This window comes from Aerococcus viridans (assembly GCF_002083135.2).
GTDB lineage: Bacteria > Bacillota > Bacilli > Lactobacillales > Aerococcaceae > Aerococcus > Aerococcus viridans_C.
This window is the reverse complement of record NZ_NBTM02000001.1, coordinates 1453919-1470962: the sequence shown is the minus strand read 5'-3', so window position 1 is coordinate 1470962 and position 17044 is coordinate 1453919. Positions and strand designations below refer to the sequence as shown.

Annotated in this window: 18 protein-coding genes; 2 read left to right on the top strand and 16 right to left on the bottom strand. The window is 31.6% G+C overall.

What is annotated here, in order from left to right; translation table 11 throughout:
* Positions 1–19: 19 nt before the first annotated feature.
* The 7 genes from A6J77_RS06915 to A6J77_RS06885 form a co-directional block, all read right to left on the bottom strand.
* Positions 20–1633 carry a PTS transporter subunit EIIC gene (locus A6J77_RS06915; protein WP_227645140.1) on the bottom strand — a complete coding sequence of 538 codons (1614 nt, stop codon included), beginning with the start codon at positions 1631–1633 and terminating at the stop codon, positions 20–22.
* A gap of 149 nt (positions 1634–1782) precedes the next feature.
* A complete protein-coding gene (locus A6J77_RS09580; protein WP_083069402.1) occupies positions 1783–2115 on the bottom strand; it encodes an SIS domain-containing protein in 333 nt (110 codons plus the stop codon).
* Entirely contained in the window at positions 2052–2516 is a 465-nt protein-coding gene (locus A6J77_RS06905; RefSeq protein WP_083069401.1) for a MurR/RpiR family transcriptional regulator, read from the bottom strand. The genes A6J77_RS09580 and A6J77_RS06905 overlap by 64 nt, the downstream gene beginning before the upstream one ends.
* A 277-nt stretch (positions 2517–2793) precedes the next feature.
* On the bottom strand, positions 2794–3375 hold the full coding sequence (locus A6J77_RS06900; protein ID WP_083069400.1) for a YdcF family protein: 582 nt from the start codon (positions 3373–3375) through the stop codon (positions 2794–2796).
* Between the two features lie 84 nt (positions 3376–3459).
* Positions 3460–3981, bottom strand: a complete 522-nt coding sequence (locus tag A6J77_RS06895) for a hypothetical protein (RefSeq protein ID WP_083069384.1) — start codon at positions 3979–3981, stop codon at positions 3460–3462.
* Positions 3982–4588: 607 nt separating this feature from the next.
* Positions 4589–4825: a hypothetical protein gene (locus A6J77_RS06890; RefSeq protein ID WP_127885816.1), complete on the bottom strand. Its 237-nt coding sequence runs from the start codon at positions 4823–4825 to the stop codon at positions 4589–4591.
* A 338-nt stretch (positions 4826–5163) separates the two neighbouring features.
* Positions 5164–5835 (bottom strand): transposase family protein, encoded by a 672-nt coding sequence (locus A6J77_RS06885; protein ID WP_107645673.1) that lies wholly within the window; start codon positions 5833–5835, stop codon positions 5164–5166.
* Positions 5836–6172: 337 nt separating this feature from the next.
* Between A6J77_RS06885 and A6J77_RS06875 the strand changes: the two genes are divergently transcribed.
* Entirely contained in the window at positions 6173–6904 is a 732-nt protein-coding gene (locus tag A6J77_RS06875) for a helix-turn-helix domain-containing protein (protein ID WP_083069374.1), read from the top strand.
* 172 nt (positions 6905–7076) lie between these two features.
* Complete coding sequence (locus A6J77_RS06870; RefSeq protein ID WP_102950026.1) at positions 7077–7715, top strand: IS3 family transposase; 639 nt, start codon at positions 7077–7079, stop codon at positions 7713–7715.
* 233 nt (positions 7716–7948) lie between these two features.
* Here A6J77_RS06870 and wecB read toward each other — a convergent pair whose 3' ends face one another.
* From wecB to A6J77_RS06825, 9 genes are all read right to left on the bottom strand, one after another.
* Positions 7949–9043 carry a non-hydrolyzing UDP-N-acetylglucosamine 2-epimerase gene (wecB, locus tag A6J77_RS06865; RefSeq protein WP_083069370.1) on the bottom strand — a complete coding sequence of 365 codons (1095 nt, stop codon included), beginning with the start codon at positions 9041–9043 and terminating at the stop codon, positions 7949–7951.
* Positions 9043–10305 (bottom strand): flippase, encoded by a 1263-nt coding sequence (locus A6J77_RS06860; protein WP_083069368.1) that lies wholly within the window; start codon positions 10303–10305, stop codon positions 9043–9045. Before A6J77_RS06860 ends, wecB begins: the two co-directional genes overlap by 1 nt.
* Positions 10302–11441, bottom strand: coding sequence for a hypothetical protein (locus A6J77_RS06855; protein WP_083069366.1), 1140 nt, complete (start codon positions 11439–11441; stop codon positions 10302–10304). Before A6J77_RS06855 ends, A6J77_RS06860 begins: the two co-directional genes overlap by 4 nt.
* 36 nt (positions 11442–11477) lie before the next feature.
* A complete protein-coding gene (locus A6J77_RS09575) occupies positions 11478–12506 on the bottom strand; it encodes an EpsG family protein (RefSeq protein ID WP_227645195.1) in 1029 nt (342 codons plus the stop codon).
* Between the two features lie 68 nt (positions 12507–12574).
* Entirely contained in the window at positions 12575–13723 is a 1149-nt protein-coding gene (locus A6J77_RS06845; RefSeq protein ID WP_083069362.1) for a glycosyltransferase, read from the bottom strand.
* Positions 13724–13765: 42 nt separating this feature from the next.
* Positions 13766–14902 (bottom strand): glycosyltransferase, encoded by a 1137-nt coding sequence (locus A6J77_RS06840; RefSeq protein WP_227645139.1) that lies wholly within the window; start codon positions 14900–14902, stop codon positions 13766–13768.
* 58 nt (positions 14903–14960) lie between these two features.
* Positions 14961–15956 carry a GNAT family N-acetyltransferase gene (locus A6J77_RS06835; RefSeq protein ID WP_083069359.1) on the bottom strand — a complete coding sequence of 332 codons (996 nt, stop codon included), beginning with the start codon at positions 15954–15956 and terminating at the stop codon, positions 14961–14963.
* A complete protein-coding gene (locus A6J77_RS06830; RefSeq protein ID WP_083069357.1) occupies positions 15949–16443 on the bottom strand; it encodes a GNAT family N-acetyltransferase in 495 nt (164 codons plus the stop codon). The genes A6J77_RS06835 and A6J77_RS06830 overlap by 8 nt, the downstream gene beginning before the upstream one ends.
* Positions 16412–17044 carry a sugar transferase gene (locus A6J77_RS06825; RefSeq protein ID WP_083069355.1) on the bottom strand — a complete coding sequence of 211 codons (633 nt, stop codon included), beginning with the start codon at positions 17042–17044 and terminating at the stop codon, positions 16412–16414. Before A6J77_RS06825 ends, A6J77_RS06830 begins: the two co-directional genes overlap by 32 nt.

Genomic DNA, 17044 nt, shown 5'->3' with positions numbered 1-17044 from the left:
ATGCCTATAATCATTCTATTTAATCTTCTGATTCGAATCCTAGCACTTGGTCGACTGCTTTTCTGACAGATCCAACTTGAACCCCGTACACAACCTGGACATTGTTCCCTTTCTTGACCACACCACTGGCTTGGGTTTCATTTTTCAAACCAGCTTCGTCAACTAAATCTGGATCTTTTAAAACGGTTCTTAATCTTGAATAACAGTTTGTCACAGATTCGATATTGTCCTTACCACCTAACAACTCAACAACAGTCAACCCTATACCCTCGCGATCATTATTTGAAGCAGTGGCTGTTTGCGTTTGTCCAGTAGATTTTTTCTCCATATAGTCTTGCTTAGAATAAAGTTTGGTTTCATTTCCATCATCTTCTCGACCAATCGTTTTTAGATTCATTAATTGAATTAATACTCTAAAGACAACAAAGTAAATAACAAAGAATACTAGGCCCACTAATATATACATTGGCCAACCTGTCTTTTGAATACCCAAAGGTACATTCATTAATAAGAAGTCTATAAAACCATTTGGACCAATCGAGCGTACGTTTAATACATTTAAAACTACCATACTTAAACCACTTAAAGCTGCATGTACAACATATAGAATTGGTGCAATAAACATGAATGAAAATTCAATAGGCTCTGTAACCCCTGCTACAAATGATGTAAAAGCTGCTGGGATTAGAATTGCTTTAGCTTGTTGTTTCTTCTCTGGTGTTGCTGTAACATACATCGCCAAACAAGCACCTATTAAACCAAACATTTTAGAAATACCACGCGCATCCCAAATCACACTTTGTGATAACTGTTGGATAGCCGGATCGACCATTTCAGCATAGTAAATATTTCTTGATCCTTCATAAACCACATCACCAATCGTTTCAATCCCACCCAATGATGTATAAAGGAATGGTGTATACACTAAATGGTGTAAACCTGTTGGAATTAATAAACGTTCTAATGCACCGTAAACGAAAATTCCAAAATTACCTGCTTGCTGAATCCATCCCCCTAAAGAATTAATCCCTGCTTGGAAGAATGGCCAGATAAAGGTCATACCAATTGCAAACATCACAACTATTGGAATCAACACAATAAAGGCAAACCGCGTACCACCATAAATATTAAAGGCATTATTAAATTCAATCTCAGCATATTTATTGAAAATAAGCGCAATGATTAAACCTAGCATAATCCCGGCAAATACACCCATATCTAATACTTGAACGCCTAACACCATTGTTTGTCCGCTACCTTGTAAGGCTTCAGGATCTACCAACATACCGCGCAAGTCCATAAAACGATTCATCGCATTGATAAAGACAAGAAAGGCTAACATTGCAGTGAAACCAGCTTCACCTTTTTTCTTGTTAGCTAAACCAACTGAAATTCCTACACAAAATATCAGTCCTAAGTTTTGTAGAATCGTTACCAGTGACCCTGTTAGGATACTACCAAAACTAGTTAAGACTGGGTTATCTAAAAATGGCATAGCGGCTAACAAGTTAGGATTTACCAGTATGTTGCCAATCGCAATTAATAAACCAGCAATCGGTAGAATTAAAACTGGAATAAACATCGCCTTGGAAAATCGCTGCATTACATCCATTAAATTTTGACTCTTGTTCATATTTCGAACCTCCTTTGAATAAAACTACTTTAACATTAAAACGCTTACAAATGTTTGCTCTTAGTATTTTTGAACATTTTTTCTTAAAAATGAAACATTTTCCATAAAAAAAGCGTCAACCCAATCAAAGGATAATGACGCTTTGCTTACTATTTAAACGATTCTTCAATGACATACTCCAAGTAAAGAAAGAGTAAAGAATAAAAGTGGGTTGAATATACATTATTACGATCTAAAAACTGGTTATCATCTACTATAAAAGCGATATCTGATTGCTTGGCCAACGTATTGTCAGAGGAATGCGTGAAAGAAATCACCCCTTTACCATGTTCTTTCGCAATCATGGCCTTATTATTGACCAGTGCTGTTTCCCCGCTTTTAGAAATACAGATAATGTTTGAAATACGATTTAGGTTGTTTAAGTATAATGTATTTGAATCAGCACCATTCGCGTAATAAACAAGTTCACCTTTCCCAAGCACCTTTTATAAAAATACTCACCTAAAATACCAGAATACCCCGTTCCAATTACGTATAAGGCACTTTTATTTGCTCGTATCATTTGTCTAAATTGTGCTAGTGCCTTTTCATTTTGTATGAAAATATTTCTCACATCTTCATTAATGCCCCTGACGTAGGTATCTAGGTCCTTATTTTCAACATTTACATCCTGTTTACTCAAGTGATATATCATATCCGTAAACCCTTCAAAACCTAACTTCTTACTTAAACGAAAAATCGTCGACTTTGATATATACGTCTCATCAGCTACTTTTTGAATAGTTAGCTGCTTAAGATTACTTTTATGTAACTTTAAATATTCTAAAACTGAATTTTCCATTTCTGAAAAAGATTTACCGGATGTAAAAAATTCGTTAACCATATATACCCCTTAGCTTTTTTAAAAAATTTCGGAATTTTCGTTGTCTTCATTATACATTTTACTATGCACTTAAACAAAATTTAGCAGACCGACTGCTTGTATCGTGTTATAACTGTAACGCCCGTACCGAGTACTTAGCGCTTATTCTAAGGATTTGAGAAGTCCCTTGTCCCTACTAGAGTAATACCTTGGCCTGCAATAGGCGAAAATACGTCAAATATGCCGCATTTACGGCTAAAAAAAGCCACCCTAGTTGGATGACTTTTTTACTCACTTGCTAGTCTTCATCTACCCAATGGTAAAGGAAGAACATGTAGCCCCAAAATTTCTTGATTTCTTTAAAGCCAGCTTGACGATTGGCTTGCCACCAAGTCACTTCCTCACCGGCAACATCATGATAGGTAGCGACGTATGTTAAATCAAACCCGTAATGGCGATTTTGCCGTTCGTAAATCATTTTTGTCCGCAGCATATGGTAGTCAGATGAAGTAATAATGGCTGAATCATAGCCCATTTCTTGCATCATCTTCAAGGTGTTTCGTGCGTTGGTATAGGTAGACGTAGCGTTCCCTTCGTTAATTAAAGCATCACTTGGTGCACCCGCTCCCACATAAAAATCTAGATTTGACTGGGTTAGTGGACTTACAATAATTTTTCCTGACCGTGAATAACCTGCTTCAAGCAAATCAACTGCTTCACCAGCCCGCTCACTAGCGCCTTCTGGTACAACAATAATATCCGATACTTTCGGTTCCTCATCAACAATGAGGTTACTGATGGTAATCACACATACTAACCCAACAGCGATACTCATGCCGGCAAAAAAGCCCGCAAGTCGAACAAGATTAATTCCTTTCATCTGCATTCCCCATTTTGATAAGCAATTTCCTTTTGTCTTATCTTACCACATGGAAATCATCGAATGAAAAGAAAGGAGTCATTTTCAAAAATCAAATATAATCGTATTATTGTGTTTCCTTGCAAGCGAAGCAACATCCCTTTGGATCAATTCAGTAAATTGATCTGCAAATTTAAACATATCGATTGGCTGTTGATTTAAGTCAGCGTTCTCGATATATGCTTTTAATCGTTTTTGTACTTGCTTCATTTCAAAATCAATCTCATCTGGATGCTCAGCACTCGCTACAGTATAGTAAAATTCATCTATCGGTAAGTCTTCACAGATGTCAATAATATTGAATAACCGTTCCTCATAGTTAATAAGTTTTGGAATATCACAGATTTCTGTAACTACCGGTAATATCACAATCCGCGCTTGCTCCAAGATATCCTCAACAATCGCAGTATCCCCCGGTTGAATAAAAATATATTCCACACCGGGTAAGTTTGGAACTTCAACATCTTCATAATGTGCAGCGATGACTTCATAGCCCGCCATAGAAAATTGTTCTACCGCCTGACGGCCAATCGCGTTCGTTGCACCGATAATAGCTACTTTATCCATTTTCTCCACCACAATTTCATTATAAAAATAAATGCCACGCACCAACTGTTACTGATCTTCATATCAATAAATGTACAATCATATTCTGTATTTCAACATATATTAAAACAACATCCCATAGAATGTATACTGACTAAAAATACAAAATAACAACAACATACTTTTGCGTTTTTTCTCTTCATAACCGTGAATGTAAAACGGATATTTGAAAAAGGTTATTCACACAAACATTGGCAAAACGAAATTACATGTTTTATTTAGAAATCTCCCTCAGTTTAGAATATAAAGATACAAATTTGCTCGCAATTATATATCATGTTGTGTTTCTTGATCAATTTATATTGCTAGATAAACTTTGTATCCCCTTACATTATAGTCCTAGATATAGCTCGAAAGAAAGGTTTTTTCTTATTTATACAATATTACTTGTCATATACTCATTTTTATAATCTATACGTAATTGAATCAGTACAATTATGTTTTCTAAGAAAAAATTGTGATATGTAGTGATTTTGCTGTTCAACCTATGATAGTAAAATTTTTCACCATTTCAAAAGTATCTGCGAAATTTATTTTCATTAAACGTGTCTCATCGATACCTAAATCATCAAAAACTTGTTGAGTTAAACCACCATTTATTATTGTAGTAATCCCCTTTATCGCCCACCTCATCCTTCATCACTGAAAAAATTAGCCCCTTATTAGCAATGGACAAAACTAAGGCATGATAATGAGAAGTAATCACTATTTCTGCTTGACCCAAAATACGCAACGCATTTTGCATCGGTAAATAATCTTTATCTGAATAATTGATTAAAATCAATTCAAGAATTCGCTCGTTCAAGAACTGTTCCAAATCATTTCCACTATTAATGATAGAAAGACAATAACTAAATCATGATAGCGCTTCATATCTCCTACAAAATTTTTATTCACATTCAATAGTTGTTAGCCCTCCCGCACAATATAGCGATCTGGATCGACCTAATTGTTAGTGTCATAGCTTGAATATCTAGATGAATGATAGGCAAGTCATCACGAATGAAAGTAACCTCATGAGACGTTGCCAATTGATCAACCCAGATTTTTGAATATATTTGGTCTCTCGCTGCCACCTTTAAGGACTTCATCCGCCCAAACATATTGGTAAAGAACGCTTTTCCCAAGTAAAAAGGTCCAAGCCTATTGCCAGTAAACACCCTCGGAGTACCCATTTGGTCTGCCAATAACATAGGTATGAAAAATCTTAAATAGCTTAGCCATTTGCCCTTCAGTCCACTCATCATTAAAGTAGCTGCCACTATTAACAAACAGCTTATCTACTCCACGTAAATGCACTTTTATCACATCCAAATTCTTCACACTACCAAGGATTTCAACAGTTATATAGGGAAAATGAGATTTCTCATCAAAATCATCCAAAAGCACTTCTACAACCTCAATATCATAATCAGCCAAATTCGCCGGACCATCAGGTAATCTTACAAATGTCGTTCTAAAGCCATACTTAATAATATCTTCAGTCGATTCATTTTTGACTCCACACGCATCACAAGCCCTAAGCTTGAATATAAGGATACCGATAATTGGGATATAAGTCAGTTTGCCTGAAGTTTCTTCACCAGAAACGTTGCATGCCGTTGCGATATCTTTAAGTGACCACGCATTGGTAGCAAAGTCTAATATCATCCGTTTAACGCGCTTATAAATAAAATAGTTATCACCGACTACCTCTGATTTAGCAGTGAAGTAGCTATCACATTCTCTACAGTGATAGCGTTGTTTTCGTAATTCAAGGTAGGCAGGTAACCCTGATATATTTGTTAGCGTGATTCTGGATTTTTTTAGCCCCATTCTTAACGATACTATTTCCTTGTTTAACACAGCCGCAGGCTGGACAATACTGAGGATTTACATCTAACCTGCCGAAATAGATCGGTGACTTTATATTCTTAACTGTTATTTCTTCAACTTTATCTTCAAAGGTTATATTTTCATCTTTCAATTGCAACGTGGTATTGATAACCTTATTCATACGGGAATCTCCTATTCTATCTATGATTGTGGTTAACTTTATGATAATAGAGATTCCTCTTATTTTGTAAAAAAATATAGAACTAATGACTTTTTGATATGCTCCCTCTAAAGCAGACACTTAATAAAATAAGTCTACTTTAGAGGGGATTTTTTTATGAATAGAAAAGTATATTCTGCAGATGTGTTAGAAAAATATATTCTGATGTTCATCAAAGATGGTATAAATTATCCAACTTTGGTAACAGAGTATGGGTTATCGATACATAATACAATATTCTATCAATATGATAATAAATATCGAAAGTATGGTTTAGAGGCTTTGAAACCTAGAAAATTAAATAATATATATTCTGAAGAATTTAAACAAGAGGTAGTTAATGCTTATTTAAACGATGAGGGATCTCTTCGAGATCTAACACTAAGATTCAATGTTCCTGCTGTAGCAACTGTAAGTTATTGGATAATGAAGTATACTGAGGGTAAAAGTAGTAAGAGTTACAGTACGAAACCCGAGTTGTACACTATGAAAATGAGAAAAACAACGACCAGTGAGCGAATAGAAATGGTCAAGGATTGTTTATCCAATAACTTATCATATATGCAAACAGCAAAAAAATATCAAGTATCTTATAATAACGTTTACTTATGGGTTCAAAAATATAAAAAACATGGAAGTGAAGGCCTAATAGATGGACGAGGACGCCGAAAACCTTCTACGATTCAAACTGAAACTGAACAGTTACGTACAGAAATAGCTACTTTAAAAGCTAAAAATGAGTACTTAAAAACAGAGAATGCGGTATTAAAAAAGCTCGAGGAGATAGAAAGAGGGTCGATATTAAAAGAGCACGATATGAAGCGGAATTTCAAACCATCTCCTGCCTAAAAGAAAAAGGATTCAAAATAACTCTTTTATGTCAGGTATTAGGGGTTAGTCGTGCTGGATATTATAAGTGGTTAAAACGAAAGCCGACGGCTGAGGAAATACGCTTAAATAATATCATGAAGACAATTATTGACGTGAATGAAGAAGTTAATGGTATATATGGATATAGGAAATGACGATTTATTTGAATCACTATTGTGAGGAGAAAGCTAATCATAAATGTGTATGCAGAGTAATGACTCATTTAGGTATAAAATCAGTTATTCGTAAGAAACGATACCACTATAAACCGCATAAACCACAAAATGTAGCTGAAAATGTGTTAAATCGCGAATTCAAAAAAACTTATAAAGCAAATGAAGTCCTGTTAACTGATGTAACAGAATTAAAATACAATAACCACTCTAAAGCCTATTTGAGTGCAGTTTTGGATTATGGTGAGAAGAAAATTATTGCGTGGAAATTAGGAATTTCCAATAACAACCACCTCGTAGCTGAAACATTTAAGCAAATTGAAGGTCAACTGTTACCAAATAAGACTTTGATACATAGTGATCGTGGTTATCAGTATACTTCCCATTGGTTCAAAGAATATATAAAGAGAAATGAGGTTATACAAAGTATGTCGAGACCAGGCTATTGTATTGATAACGGACCTATGGAAAGTTTCTGGGGCATCCTTAAGGATGATTGTTATAGAAGAAGACATTTTGAATATTTTGAAGATTTAGAGAGCGCCATTAATACTTACATTAACTTTTATAACTCGAAACGCGTTACTTTATCAATGGGATTACGGATTCCATTATAAGAAAAAGCCATGCATGAGAAATTCATACATGGCACACAAAAATTTGTTTATTTGCTTGTCTACTTGACAGGGGGCAGTTCATTTTTGAAGTCATCAGTCCTATATATTGTAGAGCCAAATTCCTAAGAATTTCCTACCAACACTATTTGATACAGAACTCTTTCTTCAAAAAAGTTATCAGCCCTATATACTATGGAACCATAATTTTCTGATACATTATCGATTATGAGCCTTTAGTTCTTTTCTAATATATTTACAATTTGTTTTGCAGCCGTACCATCTCCATAAGGATTGCTCGCATTGCTCATTGAATCATAAATCTGTTGATTTTCTAGAAGCTCTTTAAAAGTTTTATAAATTACTTCTTCATCTGTTCCAACTAATTTTAAAGTACCTGCTCGTATACCTTCAGGTCTTTCAGTAGTTTCCCTCATTACTAGTACTGGTACACCAAGTCCAGGGGCCTCTTCTTGGATACCCCCGCTATCAGTTAAAATTAAATAAGAACGCGCTATAAAGTTATGAAAATCAACAACTTCTAAAGGATCAATTATTTTAATTCTGTCCACTTGTCCTAAAATTTTCTCTGCAGCGTCCCTAACCATTGGATTCATATGGATAGGATAAATTGCTTTAACATCGGGTGTCTCATCTATAATTCGTTTAATAGCTTTAAACATATTTTCCATGGGCTTACCTAAGTTTTCTCTTCTGTGTGCAGTAATTAAAATTAGCCTACTATCTGATGCCCAATCCAAATAATCATGAGTATATGTATCGTTTACTGTAGTCTTTAAAGCATCGATAGCTGTATTTCCTGTTACATACACATCATCAGAATTTTTCCCTTCACTTAGAAGATTATCTTTTGCTGATATTGTCGGTGCAAAATGATATTTTGCAACTAATCCTACAGCTTGCCTATTAAACTCTTCGGGAAATGGAGAGTATATATTATTCGTCCGCAAACCTGCTTCAATATGACCTACTGGAATTTGTTTATAATAACAAGCTAATGAAGTTACAAATGTAGTAGATGTATCACCATGAACTAAAACAACATCAGGATTCTCTTTTTCCAAAACTATCTTAATACGGTCTAAAATATTGATAGTCACATCAAATAGTGATTGGTTATCTTTCATAATTTCTAAATTATAATCCGGTATAATATCAAATGTACTCAAAACTTGTTCCAACATCTCTTTATGTTGACCTGTAACACAAACAATCGTTTGAATTGACTTTCGCGCTTTTAATTCTTTTACCACAGGACTCATCTTAATGGCTTCCGGTCTGGTTCCAAATACTACCATTATTTTTTTCATTATTTTTGACCTCCATTTTTAAATTTTCCTTTTATTTTTAAACTTAGGATAAATGTAAGTATCAGTTCAGATAAAAATGGAGCAATTGCTGCACCATTTCCTTCAAAAAGTTTTATTAATACAAAATTCAAAAATATATTAATACAAATACTAATTTGAAATGCGTTGCTGTACTCTTTTTCAAAACCTGCTGCTAATAGAATTTGCACGCCCATAAAATTATTCACTATTGAAAATATCATCCATCCTAGTAAAGGAAATATCCAATAACTATAAATATAATACTCATTTCCGAAAACTAATTTTATTATTGATTCTGAAAATATAGCGATAGCTAATGCTACTATGATAAAAATGGGAACAATATATTTGGAATTTTTTTTCACTGATGACAGACCCTCAGTGAAAGATTTCTCCATTTTTTTGCTGGAGATAGGATACAGTATTTGGCTTATAGGTTGCCATACCATAAGTAGCGTCGTTGGGATCTTATTTATAGCTGAATAAATTCCAACTATACTACTAGAAGAAAATATTCCTAGAAAGGTAATTCCAATTGACCCGAATACTTTACTACTAAAGGAAGTAGTAAAGACATACCAACCGTCCCTCAATTCTTCAACAAGATTATCTATGTGTACTTTAACAAACTTTAGTTTAAATTTTGTCAAAGCCAGTAAAACCGACATAATCCCTCCAATAACAGGAGAAATTGAGTATAACAAACCATAAATTATTAAATCGTTTGGGCCTTTAACTAACAAAAATGTTAGTAATATTGATATTGACCTACCTGTTATATTAATTATAGAAATAAATTTCATTTGTTGTAATCCTTGAAACAACCAGTTATGCTGTAACGAATATCCTATCAATGAAATAAATAAAACCATAAATACCAAATTTTGAGTTTGATTATAGTCGGAAAAATATAAATATGTTATAAGAATAATCAAAGCAATTAGTAGCAAAAACTGTTTGATGATTACAATTGTAGAAAATAATCTATTTAAGCCTTCTTTGCTATTGTTTAGAGCAACTTTTCGAGTCGCTGATAGATTAAAACCATAATCTACCATAACAACCATGTAATTTATAATGTTTAATGCTATTGCAAAATCTCCGTACTGTTTAGCTCCTAAAACTCTAGTCACATAAGGTAACGTTATTAATGGTATTACAGTATTGAATATTTGGAGCATGTATAACCATATTCCATTATTAATATTACTATTTTTCAAAATTTTATTTAATTGATTCACTCCCTTTCTCTCCTTCTAAGTTCAACGTTAACTTCCTTCAAAACATTATCTATAATCTCATGAACATTTACTGAATCGTAGTATTTTTTTGCATTGGAACTAAATAAATTATAATTTTGTTCTACTAATAGTATAGATTTTTTAATTTGATTGACATTATCCTGTGAATAGATAGCTCCCATATTAAACTTTTCAATTGGGAATTTAAGTCCTGGAACATCATTTCCTATAACTGGAATGCCAAAAGAAGTATATTCAAACAATTTATTAGGAGCACAATAAAGTGCATTTAATTTTGAATAATTACTGTCAACTGGTTTATAAGAGAGTACACCGATAAAAGCATATTTAGTAATTCTTAAATGTTCGGGTGGATTAACGAAAGGGATGTATAAGTAATTTTCCTTTTGTAATTGCTCATAAGGATTTTTATTAGACATTAAAACAAATACGTAATCATCACCCAACTGATTTACAGCTTCAATTATATTATCTAACGGTCTCTCCTTACTCACTACGCCTTGATACAAGACAATTTTCCGATTAGATAATTTTGAAATTTCTATTTCAAAATCTCTTACTTCTTTTGTTTCAATTACATTTTCATATGGTTTATTGGGTAAAATAAATGGCAGTTTTTCTAGATTCCACCATATTTTTGAAATTTGAGATCGGTTATATTCTGCTTGTATGACTGCAAGTGCTGATTTTGCATATCTTTCTGTAGAAATTGTTAAAAAAGGTAATTTAGAAATGATACGGATTTTTTTACTCAATTCGTACATATGCAGAATATAATTTTTATTTAGTAATTCTTTCCCTAGATGTTTTATGGCATTATCCGAACAGACCCAAACTACAGTGTTATCATCATAGATTTTATTAATTTCTTTCCAAATTAATTTTCTTACTTTGAAAAGTCTTCTTATCTTTTTAGTAACTGAAATATCATGTGATAGCTCAGGTAAAATCTCAATATACTTTATATTTCTATTTAAACAAATTTCCTTAACTTCTTTAGTAATCTGGTTAGTTATTAATATAACTTCCACGTTTAAATCATCAAGAGTTTGTAAGACATTCATTGCAGGCGGGAATTGAGCTATCGGTCCTATTTCAACTAGTATATATTTCATTTATTATCTCCTAACTATATTAAATAAAAAATTATATTAATTATTCCAAAAAAATTTATATGGATAAATCGAATCCCATTCTGGTCTAATGGCATTTACTATCATTGTATACATAAAGAAAATAAAAATTATAGTGAACATTAAAGCCATTCGAAGATTTCTTTTCTTTACCAACTTTGTTACATTCGGAAGTAATAAAATTGACATTATCATGAAGTAATAGCTAACTCTAGTTAGTAAACTAAATCTAATTGCTAAAAAAGAGAGAGAAACGCCAATAAGGAGAATGTTTAGACTTTTATTAAATATATTGATATCTTCTGGACGCATTAGTTCCCTATTAACATATGAAGAATTGTACAGTAAATAAATTATTATAAATATTAGTAAATTAATAGAAAAATTTATGACACTAGCTAATTTAACGCCATCTTCGTAAAAACTACTACTCAAGTAATTCAAATATGTGGGAAATACAATCACTATTAACCTAAGCAGTAATGGCAAAAACAAAAAGATTAGTAAATTTAAGCTTGTGAAAATTAGGAGTGTAAATTTATTCAATTTAATTTTTGAAATAAACCATGCTATTATGAATATAATAGCACTTTGGTGAAAAGTGGTTGCTACCATAACAACTATTAAAAATTTAAAAAAGTCGTTTTTAAAAATAAACTGAATAGAGAATAAAAGTATCACTAAAGATAAGAAGGTTCTGGTTGTATTCATCGATGATGTAAAAAAATTTAGTCCAAAAAACAAAAATGTACTCATCCATATATTTTTTGAGTATCTATATACAATAATGCCAACCCCAGTAAATACAATTGCGCTTGTAGTTATTAATAACCATTGAGGATTATTAAATAATATTGCTAGAATTTTATTAAAAAATAAATAACCCGCCTCCATATCAAAAGATTCAAAGTTTAACGAAGCTGCAGTTGAAATTATTTTAAATGTCTGAATATAATTTTGTGTATCTGTACCTACACTATCTGAGCGAAAAGCAGATAGTATAAACAAAAATAGGAATAATACAATTGTAGTCAACCCTCTATTCATATTTTTCTCGAAATTTGAAAAAATTATACCGATTAGCAATATATATATCCCAATTGTGAAATGTAAAATCATAAAGTTTTCCCTTTTGTTTTTTGTAAGCTTACTATTTTCCCATATTCTTCAAGAGCGATAGTGCTTATTTTTTCCCATCCATAATTAACTTCTACAAACTTGGTTGCATTTGCCTTATACTCATCAATCTCTTCTTCTGTAGAATTGATTAAAACTTGTTTAATTTTACTAGAGATTTCTTTAGTATCAGCTTCAACTTTCCAACCGCATTTATTTTTTTCTACTTCATCTGCAAGGTTAGTACCTGGTGTTAATAGTGTAGGAATACCATAAGAAAGAGCTTCTAGAACAGTTGTAGGCAATCCTTCGTGTCTTGATAATAATATATTTATATCAGTATTTAAGAACATTTCTTCCTTTTCAATACCGTATATTGGTCCCATCATATTTACAATTTTATCTAATTTATTCTCTTTTATATATTTAGAAATTTTTTCTTCATTATTCTTCTTACCAGGACCATATATATTTATACTAATGAAATTATCCTCTAAATGTCTTTTGATTATATTCACAGATTCCAATAAATAATCTAACCCTTTATGGCTAATATCTAATCTTCCTATATAGTTAATATTTATTGGCTGATTATTTTTATTTTTAAAGTTTCGCTTATTACTTTTCTTTGGTATATCTATACCGTTTCCTAACACAAAATAATTACTACTCCATCCCGTAGAAGCTTCCGCCTCTCCACTAGATAGGTACTGAATTTTTTTTGCATTTTTAACAATGCTATTGAAAAATAGTTTATTACCAATTTGTTTTTTTATTTTATTTTGGTTTTGGGCAGTAACCGTTATAGATCCATGAGGCACGAGAATATAAGGAATCTCCTTTTTTATAATTTCTTTAATTAGATCATTTATCCTCCACTGGTATACTCCATGTATTATCACTATATCCGGCCTATCAAACGGAACAGATAACCCTTCAAGTGATTTAAGCTGCTTATTGTATGGGATATAATCAAAATTATAATTTTCGTTAATTTGTTTATCAGTAAGTTCTACATTCCTACTATAATTTAATAATGCTACATTTGTATTTTTAAGTCTATTTTGCTCCTCAACTATCTTAGGTATAACAACACTAGTTCCAGACTTTTTGTTAAAAGAAACAGCTGCTATGTGTAAAATGTTCAACTTATATTATCCTTTCTACAACAAAAAAATATCAATAAATGGCTATTGTCTTGTACTTTCTGCTTTTTCCCAAACCGGTTTCGCTTTTCCACTTAAAATATTTATTATACCATTCCATTGTGCTATTATCGTTATAACATAATAATGAATTAAATTTATATACCTATTATTGCTGCTATAAAATGGTTTAAATAAGCCTAAAATTAATATAGCAATATGAATTATAAAAGCGTAAAAATAAAATCGAGCATACAATGCCAAAAATACGTTTGAAATTAACAACAAAGCATGAGCTAACCACAATAAATTACGTGCGGTTCTATGTCCTAGATAAAAATAAGAAAACCAGCGAAATTTAAAAACGTTTAGTATTCTTATATCAGGTATAATATGCGACAGTAGTGCTCTGTTCATCCTAACCTTACGCCCATACTCATCCGAAATAGTCTCACCAGCTTTTTCATAAACTAATGCCTGATGATTAGCAATTGCTCTTTCTTTCTTAAGTGCAAAAAATAGAGGCATCATACTATCATGACTATTTATGGGATTGAAATCGTAATATTTATCATTTTTTATTGCATATAAAGCCCCATTGCCTGCAGTAATAGTCTGAATTCTACTTTCTATTTCTCTAACAGTTAAATCTAGTTTCCAATAAAAAGATTCATTTGAACTGGTTGTACTAGATTTTTCATTTATATATTGTAATTTTCCTGTTACATACGCGATATTATCTGATGTAAAACTAGACATTAGTTCAATAATAGCATCTTTATCAATCATAGAATTTGCATCTGTCATTACTAAGTATTCTGTTTGTACTCTTTTTTGTGCTTCATTTTGTGCGTTGGTCTTACCTTTATGCTCTTTGGATATATACAGTTCTAAAGGGAAATCAGGATTTTTTTTCTGATATTCTTCTACTATTCTATTGGTATTATCCGTACTATTATCCGATGCTATTAAAAACTTGATATTTTCTTTAGGATAATTCAACTCTTTTAGATTTATTAATTTATTTTCAATAACCTTTTCCTCATTGTGGGCAACTACCATGACAGTAACCGAAGGTTTATTTGAATAGTTTTTTTTATTATCTCGCTTAATTACTTTTCCTATCGCTAAAATTGATAAAGGATACCCTATGTTAGCCCAAAAAATTATAAACAAACTCATATAAAATATACTTCTCATATTTACTCCCTATTTGAATAATTTACTTAATAGAATATTTCTACTCATCCGCTCTATATGCAGGGAAGTAACTGGAATTATATGAATTCCCAGTCATTTTGCATAATTTCTGATATAAAGGTTCTTGCCATATCTTTTTACCTACATGGAAATCAAATGTTGTATTTTTCCCAAACTTCTTTTTAAAACTTAATAAGCTATCTTCTTCAGAAGATGTCTTGCCTCCACCATAATGAATTAGCTCAAAACCATTTCTCTTACCAAATTGAACTAAAGCGAATTTCAGTAGATAGGCCGGTGAAAATTCTATATATTCTGACAATGTTCCCGATAAATGAGTGTGTAGTACATTGTGGTATTTAAAATTTATATTCATTGCTATTAAAGTACCTTTAAAGTAGACTTTTACGACAACTATATTCTTTGACAATTTTTTAATCATATCATTAAAATAATTTTCTGAAAAAAAATAGCTATCATTGGCTTCATTTCGATCCATAGTAGAATAATATATTTTTTCAAAATCTTTTAACGAGGACGGTTCCTCAATTATTTCAAATGTAATATTGTTGTCTTTTAAAATTTTTCTAATAAGTTTTTTTGTAGATTTTGAAAATTCAGAAGTAAAAGGATCATCATAATTTAAATTAGTACCAACAGTTTTTCGATTAAAGGAAATTTCATAGATATCTTGGAAATCATGAGCATTTCTAACTATAGGATGGAAACGTACAAATTCAGAAACTATATTGTTTTCTATCGCATATTCTTTAAAACTTTTCTCATATCTTTTTAGTAACTCTTCCTTTTTCTCGGGTATGTTAATTTTTTCTATTACGGGCCCCCCATAACCATATGGAGTAATCAGGTCAAAATACTCTTCTATAGAGTCTAGTATATTCTCTGGGATTTTCCTTTTTAAAAAACGATTAGTTATCACCCCAATTTCATCTTCATATTTAAATTTTATAAATTCTTGGGTAGGTAATTTTTCATACAATTCTCCATACTCATCTTTAAAATATATATCAATCATCTATATTTCTCCTCATTAATATCCGTTCAACTTCAAATCCATGATTAAATATCCGTTCAACTTCAAATCCATGGTTATCGTAAAATTTCTTTGCTCCCATGTTAGCTTTTGATACAAAAAGCTCAATTTCATCTATCCCCTCTTTCTTTGCTTCTTCAGTAAGCATATTCATTAATTTACTACCCACACCTAATCGCCTAGCTTTTTCTGAAACGACTAACTGGTTAACATGATAAATAAAGCCATTTTTAGTAAAATACCAGAGAATGCCTATTATTTTGTCATCTCTTATTGCAGCTAATACTTTTGCTTTTTTTAGCATAATATATTCTACTAAAGACTTATATCTGGCTCTCACTTTAACTTCCTTGTCAAAATCATTTGGAAAACTGATTTCCCACGATTCCATCATCATAGAAATGATATAATCTTTCTGATCTATTAAATTTTCTACATTAAGATAATCGATTTTCGTTATTTCTTTCAATATCTAAACTCCTAATTTCTAATTCATCCCCATCAGCAATATCAGATTTTTTAAAAACTTTTATAAAAGTTTTTAAAATAATTTTCAGGTCTAAAAGAAAAGTGACATTATTAGCGTAAAAACTATCCAAAGCTAAACGCCTATTCCATTCTAAGTTATTTCTTCCGTTCACCTGAGACAAGCCAGTTAACCCTGGTTTAACATTATGCCTTTGTTTTTCCTTAATTGTGTAATAAGGCAGGTATCGAATTAATAGTGGTCTTGGACCTACAAAACTCATATTACCTATAAATATATTCCATAATTCTGGTAATTCATCAAGAGAGGTTCTTCTTAATTTTTTACCAAAACCTGTCAATCTTTTCGCATCTGGGAGCAATTGCCCAAGAGAATCTCTTTCATTTGTCATAGTTCGAAATTTATACATTTTAAAATTTTTTTCATTTTGCCCTGGTCGGTCTTGACTAAAAATTACAGGGCTGCCTAGTTTTATTTTTATAAGTAGGCTTATAAACAATAAAAGTGGTAGTAAAATTACTAGCAATAGTCCTGAAACCACTACATCTAAGATTCTCTTTATAACATTTTTATAAACACCCAT